18 protein-coding genes and 1 tRNA gene are annotated in these 14,703 nt (G+C 58.6%); 4 read left to right on the top strand and 15 right to left on the bottom strand.

From position 1 onward, the window contains the following. The first annotated feature begins 40 nt into the window (after positions 1-40). The gene (locus tag V8J84_RS09300) at positions 41-244 is read left to right on the top strand and encodes a hypothetical protein (RefSeq protein WP_339930338.1); all 204 of its coding nucleotides are present in this window, start codon (positions 41-43) and stop codon (positions 242-244) included. Here the strand turns inward: V8J84_RS09300 and V8J84_RS09305 are convergent, their stop codons facing one another. The 9 genes from V8J84_RS09305 to V8J84_RS09345 form a co-directional block, all read right to left on the bottom strand. Next, positions 245-613, bottom strand: coding sequence for a hypothetical protein (locus V8J84_RS09305; protein WP_339930340.1), 369 nt, complete (start codon positions 611-613; stop codon positions 245-247). A 98-nt stretch (positions 614-711) separates the two neighbouring features. After that, positions 712-1,788, bottom strand: a complete 1,077-nt coding sequence (locus V8J84_RS09310; RefSeq protein WP_339930342.1) for a 2'-deoxycytidine 5'-triphosphate deaminase — start codon at positions 1,786-1,788, stop codon at positions 712-714. Between the two features lie 70 nt (positions 1,789-1,858). Continuing rightward, a tRNA-Pro gene (locus tag V8J84_RS09315) sits at positions 1,859-1,935 on the bottom strand. A gap of 71 nt (positions 1,936-2,006) precedes the next feature. After that, positions 2,007-2,939 (bottom strand): MerR family transcriptional regulator, encoded by a 933-nt coding sequence (locus tag V8J84_RS09320; RefSeq protein ID WP_339930344.1) that lies wholly within the window; start codon positions 2,937-2,939, stop codon positions 2,007-2,009. A gap of 2 nt (positions 2,940-2,941) precedes the next feature. Continuing rightward, entirely contained in the window at positions 2,942-3,244 is a 303-nt protein-coding gene (gene ihfA / locus V8J84_RS09325) for an integration host factor subunit alpha (protein WP_339930346.1), read from the bottom strand. Positions 3,245-3,341: 97 nt separating this feature from the next. Beyond that, positions 3,342-4,313, bottom strand: a complete 972-nt coding sequence (locus V8J84_RS09330) for a beta-ketoacyl-ACP synthase III (protein WP_339930348.1) — start codon at positions 4,311-4,313, stop codon at positions 3,342-3,344. Between the two features lie 4 nt (positions 4,314-4,317). Further along, positions 4,318-5,427, bottom strand: coding sequence for a phosphate acyltransferase PlsX (gene plsX, locus V8J84_RS09335; RefSeq protein WP_339930350.1), 1,110 nt, complete (start codon positions 5,425-5,427; stop codon positions 4,318-4,320). Between the two features lie 34 nt (positions 5,428-5,461). Beyond that, positions 5,462-5,668, bottom strand: coding sequence for a 50S ribosomal protein L32 (rpmF, locus tag V8J84_RS09340; protein ID WP_339930352.1), 207 nt, complete (start codon positions 5,666-5,668; stop codon positions 5,462-5,464). Positions 5,669-5,852: 184 nt separating this feature from the next. After that, on the bottom strand, positions 5,853-6,407 hold the full coding sequence (locus tag V8J84_RS09345; protein WP_339930354.1) for a YceD family protein: 555 nt from the start codon (positions 6,405-6,407) through the stop codon (positions 5,853-5,855). Positions 6,408-6,491: 84 nt separating this feature from the next. Between V8J84_RS09345 and V8J84_RS09350 the strand changes: the two genes are divergently transcribed. Further along, a complete protein-coding gene (locus tag V8J84_RS09350; protein ID WP_339930356.1) occupies positions 6,492-6,968 on the top strand; it encodes an outer membrane protein assembly factor BamE in 477 nt (158 codons plus the stop codon). Positions 6,969-6,988: 20 nt separating this feature from the next. On the opposite strand, the gene msrB is transcribed toward V8J84_RS09350, so the two are convergent. Beyond that, positions 6,989-7,384: a peptide-methionine (R)-S-oxide reductase MsrB gene (gene msrB, locus V8J84_RS09355; RefSeq protein WP_339930358.1), complete on the bottom strand. Its 396-nt coding sequence runs from the start codon at positions 7,382-7,384 to the stop codon at positions 6,989-6,991. A 94-nt stretch (positions 7,385-7,478) separates the two neighbouring features. Here msrB and V8J84_RS09360 point away from each other — a divergent pair, with 94 nt between their 5' ends. Continuing rightward, entirely contained in the window at positions 7,479-8,210 is a 732-nt protein-coding gene (locus tag V8J84_RS09360; RefSeq protein WP_339930360.1) for a GNAT family N-acetyltransferase, read from the top strand. 47 nt (positions 8,211-8,257) lie between these two features. Then, positions 8,258-10,072 carry an ABC-F family ATP-binding cassette domain-containing protein gene (locus V8J84_RS09365; RefSeq protein ID WP_339930362.1) on the top strand — a complete coding sequence of 605 codons (1,815 nt, stop codon included), beginning with the start codon at positions 8,258-8,260 and terminating at the stop codon, positions 10,070-10,072. Positions 10,073-10,078: 6 nt separating this feature from the next. Here V8J84_RS09365 and V8J84_RS09370 read toward each other — a convergent pair whose 3' ends face one another. The 5 genes from V8J84_RS09370 to mazG form a co-directional block, all read right to left on the bottom strand. Beyond that, positions 10,079-10,789: a hypothetical protein gene (locus tag V8J84_RS09370; RefSeq protein WP_339930364.1), complete on the bottom strand. Its 711-nt coding sequence runs from the start codon at positions 10,787-10,789 to the stop codon at positions 10,079-10,081. Next, entirely contained in the window at positions 10,780-11,838 is a 1,059-nt protein-coding gene (locus tag V8J84_RS09375; protein WP_339930366.1) for a GSCFA domain-containing protein, read from the bottom strand. The genes V8J84_RS09370 and V8J84_RS09375 overlap by 10 nt, the downstream gene beginning before the upstream one ends. Positions 11,839-11,961: 123 nt before the next feature. Continuing rightward, the gene (locus V8J84_RS09380) at positions 11,962-12,585 is read right to left on the bottom strand and encodes a CatB-related O-acetyltransferase (protein ID WP_339930368.1); all 624 of its coding nucleotides are present in this window, start codon (positions 12,583-12,585) and stop codon (positions 11,962-11,964) included. Positions 12,586-12,760: 175 nt separating this feature from the next. Beyond that, positions 12,761-13,765, bottom strand: coding sequence for a Fe(3+) ABC transporter substrate-binding protein (locus V8J84_RS09385; RefSeq protein ID WP_339930370.1), 1,005 nt, complete (start codon positions 13,763-13,765; stop codon positions 12,761-12,763). 77 nt (positions 13,766-13,842) lie between these two features. Then, complete coding sequence (gene mazG / locus V8J84_RS09390) at positions 13,843-14,679, bottom strand: nucleoside triphosphate pyrophosphohydrolase (protein ID WP_339930372.1); 837 nt, start codon at positions 14,677-14,679, stop codon at positions 13,843-13,845. Between the last annotated feature and the right edge of the window lie 24 nt (positions 14,680-14,703).

A 14,703-nucleotide genomic window follows, 5' to 3' on the forward strand; every position in this document is an offset into this window, starting at 1 on the left:
TGCTGTCGCGCCTATGTCTTGATCAAAGGAGCCCAGCACGATGAATGCTAACCACCTTATCCGCATGATTTCCCGCATGGTCATGAACCGCGGGATTAACCATGGCATCAATCATATGTCGCGCGGCGGCAAGCGCCCCGAGGATATCACGCCGGAAGAGCGCGAACGCGCCAAGCGGACCAAGGGCAATGCGCACCGTGCGCGTCAGGGTCTGAATATCATGCGGCGGTTCGGCCGCTTCTGATCATAGGTCAGTGCAAGGCAAGAGCAGTAGCTCGGTGCCATTGCTGATCATGCGAATTTCACCATCGGGCGTGCCGGTCTGCATCAGATCGATTGTGCGGTCATCCGTGCTGTCGCCCTCGGCATTACACTGCGTCCCGATCAATCTGACAAAGCCATCATCGGTGCCTTGCAGGTCGGAAATGGTGCAAGTTGTTTCGCCATAATTGAAATAGTCATCGGCGAAGGTCAGGTTAAAATCTGACCCCATGCATTGGCCATTCATGGCGTAGTCACCGGTCAGATCGGATTTGTAGTGATCAAAGGCGGCGGTTTGCGCGGTCGCCGCAAGCGGCAGGCAGCAAATGGTGGCAATGATGGTGCGGGTCATGAAAGTCTCCTTGGCAATATCGGTCTGCCCCTGAAATTGCAGGGATAGCGACAGGTTAGCCCACGAAAGGGATTTGCCAAAGGTGCGGTAATCCCGACTTAAGGGGCTGCGAAGTGCTTGGACAGCTTCAGCCCTTGGCCTTGATAGTTTGACGCGATCTCGCGGCCATAAAGCGCGGTGGGGACATCGGCCATGTGTTCATAGACCAGACGCCCGACGATTTGCCCGTGTTCCAGCACAAACGGCGCATCGTGGCAGCGCACTTCCAACACCCCGCGAGAGCCCGAACCGCCAGCCTCTGCATAGCCAAAGCCGGGATCGAAGAAGCCTGCGTAGTGCACGCGGAATTCGCCCACCATGGCCAGATAGGGGGCCATTTCGGCAGCAGCGGTTGGGGGAATCGCAATCGCCTCGCGGCTAACAAGGATATAGAAGGCACCGGGATCAAGGATGATCCAGCCGGTGTCGGAATGAACCTCTTCCCAATAGTCGCGCGGGTCGTAGTGGGCCAGTTTGCTAAGATCGACCACACCTGTGTGTGGTTTGGCGCGGTATCCGACAAGCGTCCCGCTGGCGGGCTTAAGATCAACCGAAAATCCCAATCCGTCCTGCACCACAGGATCACCGTTCACAATCGGCGTTTCGGCATGCAATGCGAGCAGGTCATCATCGGACATGATGGTTTTGCCGTCGCGAAAAATGATCTGGTTCAGCATTTGACCGGTCTGGGCAATCACGGAAAATGACTGCGGGCAAATCTCGACGTACAGCGGGCCGATGTAGCCATCCGGCACGCTGTCAAAGGCCACGCCGTGGTCGGTGATGACGCGGGTCAGCAGATCAAGCCTGCCGATGGATGACTTGGCAGAGGCCGCAGCCGTCATGCCGGCGGGCAGGGCAAGGCTTTCGATCAGGGGCACCACATAAACGCAGCCCTTTTCCAGCACAGCGCCGCCTGTCAGGTCAATCTCGTGCATCTGGAATTGGGTCAGACGCTCTGCCACAGTGCGATTGTGCCCCGCAAGGAACGACGCACGGACGCGGTAGGCCCGATCGCCCAGACGCAGATCAAGCGATGCCGGTTGAATCTGGCCGTCCACCACAGGTGCGGTCGCCGTGATCTGTCCGGCTGAAATCATGTCCCGAAGGTGATGGTCGGCCAATACACCTGTCATCGTCTTAGCGCCCCCCCGCGCCAGATATCAAAACGCCCGCCACGCAGGTGATGCGGACGGGCGGTTTTGTTGGTCGGGCTAGCAGGACTCGAACCTGCGACCTTCCGTCCCCCAGACGGACGCGCTACCAGGCTGCGCTATAGCCCGACTGGAAGTGTGTTTACTGCATCTTCGCGCAGGGGCAAGCCTCAAATCGTGAAATTCCCGATGGTGCCGTTTCAACTGCGCCGCATCTGGTCACGCAGACCTTCCAGCCGCGCGACAAGCGGCGCGATTTGTGCGGAATGAGCGGCGATGACATCAACATCGGCCTGTTGGATCAGGCCAAAGATGCGGTCCGACGCCTCTGGCAAATCGTCAGACAGGCGCGGGACGGCCAATGCGGCGGCAATCGGGGCAGGGGCTGTCACCTCGGGCGGTGATGCGTCCTCTGATGCGGGGCTATCGGCATCCTGCGCTTCAGCAGGTGCTGGCTCTGCGGGTGGGTTATCGCGAGGCGGTGTGTCGACCATCGGCTGCTGTCGCAGGAACGACGGCACATCGTCAGAGGTAAACGACGGCTCTGCTTCCTCGGAAGCTGCCGCACTGCTGTCTGCGGCATCATCGGTCGGGGCGTCGTCAACGGGTGCCGCATCAGGGACATCCGTATCGGCAGGTGCATTTGCGGATGGCGCGGTGAAGAGGCGCGGTTGCGCGTCTGTCTGAACCTGTGGAGGTGTCGGATCGTCCGCGACGATGGCCGCAACAGCCTCATGGTCCACAACATCCGCAACAGGCGCAGCCGTTTCAACCGGAGCCGCCTTTGTCTCTAGCACAGGTGTGGGAGGTGTTTCAGGCGCTGTTGGCACCATGTCGATCACGTCGCCTGATCCGTCAGTCGCATCCTGACCCAGCGCGATAACGTGCTTCACGCCTTTTTCGCGCAATAGTTTCTGCGCGCCTTTGATCGTCATACCCTGTTCGTGCAGCAGCTTTTTGATGCCAGACAGCAGCGACAGATCGTCGGGGCGGTAATAGCGCCGCCCGCCTGCACGCTTCACAGGTTTGATTTGCGTGAATTTGCTTTCCCAGAAGCGCAGAACGTGCGCGGGGGTATCAAGCGCCTCAGAAACTTCGCTGATCGTGCGAAACGCGTCTTTGGCCTTGGCCATGGTTAACGCTTGTTGCCCGCGGCAACGCGGTCTTTCATCAGGTGCGAGGGGCGGAATGTCAGCACGCGGCGCGGATGGATCGGCACCTCTTCACCGGTTTTCGGGTTGCGGCCCACGCGGGCTGCTTTCTCGCGGATCGAAAATGTCCCGAAGGATGAGATTTTCACAGTCTCACCAGCGACCAACGCATCGGACACATGGGTCAGCACACTTTCGACAAGATCGGCGCTGTCATTGCGCGACAATCCCACTTGCGCATGAACGGCATCGGCCAGATCCATACGCGTCAAAGTCTTGTCAGACATCATCATCCCCCTTTTATTTCACGCGACCATAGGCGACAGGTAAATTCAGAGTCAATAACAAGGGCTTGCAAGGCATGGTTGTGGCGGGATTTTTCCACTACCAGCGTATGACAACCGCCCCCCAGGCAAGCCCGCCGCCGATGGCTTCGGTCACGACAAGATCGCCTTGCTTGATCTGTTCGTTGGCGACCCCGACAGACAGGGCCAGTGGGATTGATGCAGCCGATGTGTTGCCGTGGTCCTGCACGGTAACAACCACGCGGTCCATGCCGACCCCCAGCTTTTTCGCGGTAGACTGGATGATCCGGATATTGGCCTGATGCGGCACGACCCAATCCACGTCATCGGCGGCAAGCCCCGCTTTTTCCAACGCGTGGTGCGCGGTTGCGGCCAGCTTTTCAACGGCATGGCGGAATACTTCCTTGCCTTCCATGCGCAATACACCGGTGGTTTGCGTGGATGTGCCACCATCGACATAAAGAATGTCCTGATACTGGCCATCCGAATTCAAATCGGTCGAAAGAATGCCACGGTCATCGGTTGTGCCCGTGCCCTCAGCACCTTCCAGAATGAGAGCACCAGCACCATCGCCGAAAAGAACGCAGGTTCCACGATCTGTCCAATCCATGATCCGGCTGAATGTTTCCGCCCCGATCACCAGCACACGATTGGCCTGTCCTGACAGGATCAGCGCGTTTGCATTGGTCAGCGCAAAGACAAACCCCGCGCAAACGGCCTGCACGTCAAAGGCAAACCCTTTGGTCATGCCGATTTTGCGCTGCACCATGGTGGCGGCTGATGGGAATGTCAGATCAGAGGTTGATGTGGCCAGCACAATGGCGTCGATGTCATTTGCTTCTAGTCCGGCCATTGAAAGGGCGTTCAGTGCTGCCGCCGCCGCCAGATCGGATGTGGTCTCACCGTCCGCCGCGAAATGGCGGCGTTCGATACCGGACCGTGATTTGATCCACGCGTCCGATGTTTCGAGAGATTTTTCAAATTCGGCGTTTTCGACGACACGAGAGGGCAGATAGTGTCCCACCCCTCTGACCACTGCGCGACGCGTCATAATGCTAGCCTGCTTTTTTGCTGTCCGGATCATTGGATTGATCGGCCTCTTGTGCGGTATCTTGCGCAAGTGCCGCAGCGGATGCAACCCGCGCTGCCAGTTTGTCCGAGAATCCCGACTGCGCCAGCCGGTAAGCCAGATTAAGGGCTGCAGCCACACCTGTCGCGTCGGCAGAGCCGTGGCTTTTGATCACCGTCTGGTTCAGGCCAAGAAACACACCGCCGTTGACCGTGCGCGGATCAATGCGCTGGCGCAAACGCTTGAGCGATCCCATCGCAAACAGGCCACCCAGCATCGCAAGTGGATTGGACTTCAGCGATGCACGCAGCAGACCGGAAATCAGTGTGGCAGTGCCTTCGCCGGTTTTCAGCGCGACATTGCCGGTAAAACCGTCCGTCACAATCACATCAACGCGGTCAGACGGCAGATCGCCGCCTTCCACAAAGCCGATGTAGTCAAAATCACCACGGTCAGCGGCGATGCCGATCAGCTCGTGGGCGACTTTAAGCTCGGCACGGCCCTTGTGTTCTTCGGTGCCGACATTCAGCAGACCGATGCGCGGACGTTTGATGCCCAGACCGTTGCGCGCATAAGACGCGCCCATCATGGCGTATGTCAGCAGATCATCCTGATCGGCGCGAATATCCGCACCAGCATCCAGCATGACGTTGAAGCCCGCCGGATTGCGCGATGGCCAAAGGCAAGCGATAGCGGGGCGATTGACGCCGTCCGCTTTACGCAGGCGCAGCATCGACATGGCCATCAGGCCACCTGTGTTGCCGCAGCTGACGGCGACCGCAGCTTCGCCGTTGCGGACAGCCTCGATCGTGGACCACATCGATGTCTTTTTACCGTGGCGCAGCACATGGCTGGGCTTGTCGGTCATTTTCACGACTTCCGGCGCATCACCGATCCGGACTCGGTCTGACAGGCCCTTTTTCGCCAAAAGCGGCTTCAATTCGCTTTCGGGGCCATGCAGAATCACGCTGGCGTCAGGGGTTGCGCTTAGAAACTTCGAAAGGCCCGCAACAACAGTTGCAGGCCCTTTATCGCCACCCATGGCGTCAACGGAAAGCACAGTCGCGGTTTGATCGACGGTCTTGGCCTCAGTCATGATAACCCCCGTGACAAACCTGCGCTGTCAGCACTTATGCTGCGTCGTCGTCCAGATCGATCTCGTCGTTTGCAGCGATCACTTCGCGCGATGCGTAGTGGTTGCACGACGGGCAGATGTGGTGCGGGCGCTTCAGCTCGCCGCAGTTTTCGCACTCGTTCGGGTTCGCAGCCGAGAGGGAATCATGCGCGCGACGGTTGTTGCGGCGGGATTTGGATACTTTATTCTGCTGGACAGCCATGTCTCAACCCTTGCGTTTTTAAGGGCCACATGGCCCGATGTGTCAGTCTTTCGGGGGTCCTACGCCAATTGGGCAGCCCTGTCGAGACGCGATTTGAAAGAGCGCGGAACATACTGCGATTCCACCCAAGCGCAAGGGGTGATTTGATGCTCTGCGTGCGGTGCGGCGCAACCTGTTTATGCGCCTAATCCTTGTCGTCTGTCTTGGCCGAAAGCTGGGCCTTGAGCGCACCCAGACCAGCAAACGGTTTGGCGTCCTCATCGGTCATCGGGGCCACGTCCGGTTCGGAATAGACAGCTTCGCCCAAGGCCGCACCGTCAGCGCGCGGAAACGGGGGCAGGGCCAGTGACAATGCCTCTTGCGCGACGGCCAGAAGATCAACGCTTGCGGGCAGGGCCTCGGTGGTGTCGTCCTCCGGCATTTCGGCCTCGGCAGCGTCGGGGTCTTCGTATCCGGCGATATAATTTCGCTGCACAGGCTCGTCGATGCGGGTGGTCACAGGGTCCAGCGTCACAACGCACTCCTGCACGATAGTGGCACCAAGCGTGGCCTCCAGCGTCCAGTCAGAGCGCCCAACAGGTGTCAGCATCCCGTCAATGCGCAGTTTGCGAATGGCCACGATGCCAAGCTCTTGCGCCATCCGGTCACGGACAGCGGCATCGGGGGTGATATCAAAACGGGTCGGTTTGCGCGTTGCCAGATCAGCCAGACGCAAGACAGTGCGGGGTTCATCAGCCAAAGACGTATCCATTCTTGAACAAGTGGGTCTGCATGTTGTAACTGGGGTAAAAGCCATCACGCGCCGAAGAGCAAGGGGTCAGACATGAGCAGCGATCACAGCAAGACGTGGCAACACGTCAGGCGCGTCATTCTGGCAGCGGGACTTGTGGCCGCCACCGCCTGTACCCCGATCATTCGCAATCACGGCTTTGCGCCCAGCGACGATGAATTGTCCTTGCTCCAGATCGGCGTGGATACGCGCGAAACGATCAGTGACAGCATCGGCCCGCCCACATCGGGCGGTGTGCTGGACGGCAGTGGCTATTACTACGTTGCCAGCAAATTCCGCCATCTGGGTGCCTTTGCGCCAGAGGAGATTTCGCGCGAGGTTGTGGCAATCAGCTTTGCCGACAACGGCACCGTGTCCAACGTCGAGCGCTTTGGTCTGGACGACGGGCGGGTTGTTGCCCTGTCGCGCCGTGTCACAGATGACGGCATCCGTGACACGACGTTTATCCGCCAGCTTCTGGGCAGCTTCGGCCGCATCGACGCGGGCACATTCCTAGGAGACGGAAGCTAGGGGCGATCAGGCTTTGCCGCTCAGTCGCTTTCGGGCTCGAACGTCAGTGCGACACCATTGATGCAGTAGCGCAGACCCGTGGGCTGTGGGCCGTCCGGAAAGACGTGACCCAAATGGGCCTCGCAACGGGCGCAATGCACCTCTGTGCGCTTCATGAAAAAGCTGCGATCTGTCGTTTCGCCAACCTGCTCGGCGTCGACAGGTTCATAAAACGATGGCCAACCGGTGCCGCTTTCAAACTTGGCGTCCTGATCGAACAGGGGGGCGCCGCAGCACACGCACATGTATGTGCCGGGGTCTTTGGGGAAATCCTCGTGAGTGCCAGCACGTTCGGTCGCATGTTTGCGCGTGACCTTATAGGCCATCTCTGACAACTGGGCGCGCCATTCGGCATCGGATTTGACGATCTTGTCCATGTTTTTATTTCCTTTGTCTGCGTTAAGCCTAATCTAGGGTCAGAGGTCTGTTCCGCAAGGGACGACACGGCCCGCTGACCGAAAGCGAACCCTGATGACTGCAACCCTGCGCCAGACGCGATACACGGCCCGCTTTGCGCAAACCCGCGACGCGATCACGGCCTGTCAGGCGTTGCGCAGGCAGGCGTTTTTTGGTGAGGAGGGGCTGGATCAGGATGCGTTTGATCCGCTGTGTCAGCATTTGATGATCATTGACTGCGCAACCGATCAGCTTGTTGGCACCACGCGGTTCGCGATCTTTGAACAAGGCGATGATTTATCGCGCAGCTATACCGCACAAAGCTATGATCTGACGGCGCTGCATGGTGTCACAGGCGCGGTGGCCGAGGTCGGTCGGTTTTGCCTGCGTGACGGGCCGGTCAGCAGCGATATCCTGCGGGTTGCGTGGGCGGCACTGACGCGGCTGGTTGATGCGCATGACGTGACGATGCTGTTTGGGTGTTCCAGTTTTGCAGGCACTGATCCCGCGCCACATGCAGCGGCGCTGTCGCTTTTGCGGCATCGCTATCTGGGGCCTGCGCATCTGCGTCCGGCGCGTAAAGCGGATGAAACGCTGCCGCTTGACCGGTTTGACGGCACGGCGCGAGACGGGCTTGCGCAGATGCCTCCGCTTTTGGCCAGCTACCTGCGGATGGGCGGCTGGGTCAGCGACCACGCTGTTGTGGATCATGCGATGCAGACATTGCATGTCTTTACGGGCCTGCTGATTGCCGACGTGCCACCCGCACGGGCCAAGGCGTTGCGCGGGCTGGCGCAGCTGATCTGATCACAGCGCCCCTTGCACCTGACTGCCCATCGCTCTAGCTGACGGTCATGGCACGTACACCTCTTCTTCAGATCTCCGATATCTCTCTCACCTTTGGCGGCGACCCCGTGTTCGAGGACATGTCGCTTGTCGTTCAACCCGGTGACAGGGTGGCCCTTGTGGGGCGTAACGGCTCCGGCAAATCCACACTGATGAAGGTCATGGCCGGACTGGTCGAGGCCGACAGCGGTGGCCGCGTTGCCGCACCCGGCGTGCGCGTGGGCTATATGGAGCAGGACCCCACAATGGAGGGGTTTGCAACATTAGGCGATTATGCGGCCAGCGGGCTGGATATCGACGAGGCCTACAAGGTTGATATGGTCGCAGATGGCCTGAAATTTGATCCCGCAGGCGATGTGAACACCGCGTCGGGTGGTGAGCGCAGGCGGGCCGCATTGGCCAAGCTGATGGCCGAAGCCCCCGAACTGATGTTGCTGGACGAGCCGACAAACCATCTGGATATCGAAGCCATCGCTTGGCTGGAAGCCGAGTTGAAGCAGACCCGTGCAGGCTTTGTCCTGATCAGCCACGACCGTGCGTTTCTGCGTGAATTGACGCGGGCCACGCTTTGGATTGACCGCGGGGCTGTGCGCCGTGCAGAGCAGGGCTTTGACGGGTTCGAGGACTGGCGCGACAAGATCTGGGAAGAAGAAGACCAGCAACGCCACAAGCTGAACCGCAAGATCAAGGCAGAGGCACGCTGGGCTGTCGAAGGCATCTCTGCGCGGCGCAAACGCAATCAGGGTCGCGTGCGCGCCTTGGGCGAATTACGCGCACAGCGGGCCGCGCAGATCACGCGGCAAGGCACTGCTGCGATGGCGTTTGAAGGCGGGCAAGCCTCGGGCAAGAAGGTGATCGAGGCGACAGGGCTTGCGAAATCCTTTGATGGAAAGCCGATTGTCCGTCATCTGGACCTGACCGTGCAACGCGGCGATAGGATTGCTTTTGTAGGGCCAAACGGTGTGGGTAAAACCACGGTCATCAAGATGCTGCTGGGGCAGGTGGAACCGGATGCGGGCACTGTGAAGCTTGGGACGAACCTTGATATCGCGGTGTTTGACCAGACCCGCGCCCAGCTTGATCCCGATATGACCCTTTGGGACAATCTGGTGAACGACCCGTCGATGGGTGTCAGCGGCAAAGCCGATCAGGTCATGGTGCGCGGCGCGCCCAAGCACGTGGTGGGATATCTCAAGGAATTTCTGTTCGACGATGCGCAGGCGCGGGCACCGGTCCGGTCCTTGTCGGGGGGTGAGAAAGCACGCCTTTTGCTGGCGAAACTTATGGCACGCGAAAGCAATCTGCTGGTGCTGGACGAACCGACAAACGATCTGGATATCGAAACGCTTGATTTGTTGCAGGACATTCTGGGGGATTATCCCGGCACGGTGCTGCTGGTCAGCCACGACCGTGATTTTCTGGATCGCACAGCCACGACAACCATCGCGATGGAAGGCAACGGCGAGGCGGTGGTCTATGCTGGTGGCTGGTCCGACTACCAAAGCCAACGCGGCAGTCCTGCCCATAACCCGACGGTGAAAAAGCAGACGTCCGCCGCAAAGCAATCTGCGCCAAAACAGGCGGCCGAACCTGCCAAGACAAAGCTGTCATTTACCGAAAAGCACCGTCTGGAAGCCCTTCCCGACGTGATTGAAAAGCTGACCGACGAGATCGCGAAGCTGGAGCAGCTACTGGCCACACCTGATCTTTACGCGCAAAATCCGGTTAAATTCCAGAAAGCCACTGACGCGCTGGTGCAGCGTCAGGACAGCCTTGCGCAGGCAGAGGACGAATGGCTCACGCTTGAAGAAAAAGCTGGCTAAACCGTTTTAATTGTTCGCCAGATAGTCCTCGATCTGGCGCAGCACCATCACGCCGTAGTCTGCATTGCCGTGGTATTCGTATTGATCGTCAGACCTGATTAGCCGCGCGGCCAATCGACCGTCCTCTAACGCCGCTTCAGGTGGGGCAATGATGTCGATTTTGCGCCGTCTGAGGGCCGCCGAAAACGTCTTGCGGTAGGCCGTTTCAAGCATCAGCAGTTCGGCGGTGTCCATGCTGCCAACTTTGGGCTGCGCCACAAAACGTGCGGGCAGCGGCGGTGCTGCCACGATGACGGGCTTGATGCCCTTGGCCTTGAGTTGGTCGAGGAACGACAGGATGTGAAAGTTGAAGCGGGTCGCCATCAGCTTGAAAGCGGACTGCGACAGGAACTGCCGGTCTGTCACGCCCTCTGCGATGGTGTAGTCGTTCCAAAGCTTGCTGTGAAAGAAATAGACGCCATGAAATCCAAGCGACAAAAACAACGGGCTGTTGCTTGGTGTCAGGTCTTCGATCCCTGCATTTGAAAGCAGAAATTCCTGTTTGCGTCCGCCACGAAACCTGACGCCGTTTGGCGTTTCAACGGAAAAGCGTTTTAGAAAGCCGCGCCCGACAGCCAGCATAAAGACGCGGTGCGCCTTGGCGGGGTCGTCGGCGGGCAGGGTCTCTTGGCCGGTTGCGATAATTCGCGCGTGGGAATCTCCGATGACTAGCGCCATTTTGCGGCCTCCTGCTCAAGCAACATTTCTTCGCACACGGCTTCATCATCATCGACGCCTGCCGTATCAGGCAGTGCGCTGACAGCGGCAGCACCGGCCCCTGCGGCGGTGTGCTGGCTAAAAAAGTGCTGCATCACAAAATCAACACCCTTTGTGTTGACCTCACGCTTGTTCGGCTCAAACGCAAAGCCGTTAAAGGGATGCGAGGAGACAACTTCGAACGACGGGAAGTAATCGGCAAAGTCGTAGTCCTGATAAATCTGTCCCGCGACAGCGCGCAGGACGGATTTGGAATAGACCGTTGCAGGCAAGACGTGTTGGTCGGATGCGGTGGCGGTCAGCGGCACCGGTGAGACAGTGAACAAGAATTTCAATCCCGGGTTCACGCCTTTGAGCAAAGCAATTGCACGCTTTAGATCGTCATACACCTCCGCGAAACCGAAGTTCGCGAAAGCATGTGCATTGGGGTCAAACGTGCCGCCCTGCGTGCCGGGGCACATCGGGAACACATCGCCGGTTGCTTTGTCGATCCACGCTTCGGTCAGGCCAAGTGTAAAGACCATGATGTCGGATTCTTCGATCACACGGCGCACAGCGCGATAGTGAGAGGCGCGCGCGGCAAGCATTTCGTCAGCCGTCTTATAAGGCACAGGTTCCACCACCGGGCGGAACGGATCGACAAAGCCGCCATCCTTTTCCCAAACCTGACCCAAGTGGTCCCGCTGCCCGAGGGCGCGTTCGATCGTCTGCAAAAGCTGCCGCGTGGTGTAGATATTGCAGTAGCGCGCCGAATAAACACCGAAGTTATAGCTTTTCAGCTTGGACGTCGGGAAATAGGCGGGGGCCTGTTCGTAGTCGCGGTAATTATAGCCCCGCTCGCGCAGCTTGCGGGCGATGTGTTGGGCAAAACAGCTTCCGGCGGTAACGATCCGGTCGGTTGGGTCGATTTCAAACTTTTTGACGTAAAGCTCGTCAATATCCAGAAAGGACCGCTCTGATATGGCGGGTTTCCAAAAAGCCTTTTTCGGTAAAGAGCGATAAGGGTTCATGGTAACCTCTTGGATTTATATGAATAATAAAATGTGCTGCGGCGTGTATCATAATGGCGCAACCATGGCAAAAGCCTAGCCGATCACTTCGATTGCCGCAATCATCGCGTCTGACGTGCGATGCTAGAGCGCCTCTAGCGCATCAAGGCAGGCCTCGATATCGGCAAAATCCAATTTGCCCAGCACCGAAACGGGCTGTTCCCACCACTTGGACGCCATGAGGCGCTTAATGGTTTTGTCATCAAAGCGCTTGCGGATTTCCTTGGCTGGCGTGCCTGCTACAATCGCGTAGGGCGCGACATCACGGGTGACGATTGAACCGGCACCCACCACGGCGCCGGTGCCGATCGTGACACCGCGCAGGATCATGGCGTTTGTGCCGATCCAGACGTCGTGGCCGATGACCGCACCCGGCTTGCGCTTGGGCTTGTTCTTGATGAACTGGTCCTGTTCGTCGGGAAAATGCAGGTGCGCGTTATAGCTGACCGGACTGGTCGAAAGACGCTCCATCGGGTGGTCAAACGGGCCGATTTCGATGTTTTTGCCGATCGAGCAGAACCGCCCCATCTTGGTGCCGGTGTGCAGTGTGGTGCGGGTGTTGATAAACGTGAAGTGTCCGACCTCAACCTTTTTGCGGATCTTCACCGATCCGTAAGTCCGCACCGGAGCTTCAAAAGACGCGCTTTTCTCGATCCGGCTTTCGGACGAGAAATAGTTCTTGGGGGTCGGTTTGTCTTTCTCGGCCATCGGTCCAACTTTGTTCAACGCCTATCACGTTTGATTTGCATTGTTGGTCGAAAAAGAAAAGGGTTTTCAATAGGCTTGCGCGTATCTTCGCGTGGCCTGTGTCTGTGTGACATGCCCGATCATCGTCATTGAAACGGTGCGGGGCCGCGGTGAACGGCCCCGCTTTTTGGCTGGATCAGCCGTCAAAATCGACTTCTTCCATGATCCGCAGTGCCGTTGGACGGTGCCCCGCGATTGTTGTCAGGTCGGTGTCATCGGCCGTGATATCGCCCCAGCTTGCCACCAGATCGGACACTGGCGCGCCCTCCAGAACGGGGTATTCGTAGTTGTCTTTGGCGTAGATGGCCTGTGCTTGTGGTGACACAAGGAACTCCATCAGCTGCACAGCCTCGTCGCGGTTGGGCGCTGCTTGGGTCATGGCGATGCCCGAGACATTGACGTGCACGCCGCCATCGGCAAATTCAGGGAAGACAATGCGCACGCTTTCGGCCCATTCGGTCTGCTCTTCGTTTTCCAGCATTTTGCCCATGTAGTAGGTGTTGCCCAGCGAGATATCACACTCGCCCGCCCAGATCGCTTTGACCTGCGCGCGGTCATTGCCTTCGGGTTTGCGGGCCAGATTGTCTTTGATGCCCTGCACCCACGCCGCCGCACCGTCTTCGCCAGCGTGTTCGATCACGGCAGAAACAAGTGCCAGATTGTAGTCATGCAGGCCAGAGCGCGTGCAGATGCGGCCCGCCCATTTTGGATCAGCAAGATCTTCGTAGGTGGTCACCTCGCCGTCTGCGACGCGGTCGCGGCTGGCGTAGATGATGCGGGCGCGGGTTGTCAGACCAAACCAGCGGTTGTCTGCGTCCCGCAAGGCTTCGGGAATTGCCGCGGTCAGCACGTCGCTTTCCACCGGCTGGACAACATCCGCATCAACGATCTGCTGCAGGTTGGCGATATCAACGGTCATGACCAGATCGGCGGGCGACCGCGTGCCCTCGGCCTTGAGGCGTTCAACAATGCCGCCGTCCACAAAGGCCAGATTGACGGCAATACCGGTTTCAGCGGTGAAGGCATCCATAACCGGTTGAATCAGCTCGGGCTGTCGGGTGGTGTAGATATTCACGTCGGCCAGCGCGGGGGCGGCAATGGCAACGGTTGTGGACGCAAGAAGGAGAGTGCGCAGGGTCATGGGTTTGCTCCGGTAGGGTGCGTTTCGATTGAGCACTATAAATCCGACAAAATTAGTCGGGTCAATACCTGAATGTTTTAGTCGGATAAATTTCGCACAGGCTTCTTTTCCGCATTTTTGATCTCGGTCCAAAGCGCGTCCATCTCGGCAAGATGGCTTTCGGCGGGAGTTTTGCCGCGCTCTTTCAGGATGTCTTCAATCGCGGCAAAACGGCGTTCGACCTTTGCGTTGGTGCGGCGCACGGCGGCTTCGGGATCGATATCAAGATGCCGCGCGAGATTGGCCATGACGAACATCAAATCACCAAACTCCGCTTCCATCTCGTCTGCGCTGGCCTGGTCGCGAGCTTCGACCAGTTCGGCGGCCTCTTCAACGATCTTGTCCAGCACACTTTGCGTCTCTGCCCAGTCAAAACCCACCCGCGCGAGCCGGTTTTGCAGTTTGACGGCCCGTGTCATCCCAGGCAGGCCAATGGCTACCCCATCTAGCGTGCGCTTCTGTTTCTTGCCTGCTCGTTCTGCGGCTTTGATCTTTTCCCAGTCTTTGGTCTGCTGCTCTGCCGATTTGTCGCGGGATTCGTCCCCGAAAACGTGTGGATGTCGTGCGACCATTTTGTCGGCAATCGCCTTGACCACGCTGTCAAAGGTGAAGTGACCGGCCTCCGCGCCCATCTGCGTGTGATAGACAGTTTGCAGCAACAGATCACCCAACTCGCCTTCCAGATCAGCCATGTCGCTGCGGGCAATGGCATCGGCGACCTCGTAAGCCTCTTCAATCGTGTAGGGCGCGATGGTCGTGAAATCCTGTTCGATATCCCAAGGACAGCCTGTCTGCGGGTCGCGCAGGCGGCGCATAATTTCAAGCAGGCGCGGCATGCCGCCGTCGGGATCGTGGATCAGGGTATCATCAGGCATTGCGCGCGCTCCGGTCTTGCAGTT

Origin of the sequence: Yoonia sp. 208BN28-4, from assembly GCF_037543925.1 — a bacterium.
In the GTDB taxonomy this organism is placed as follows: Bacteria; Pseudomonadota; Alphaproteobacteria; order Rhodobacterales; family Rhodobacteraceae; genus Yoonia.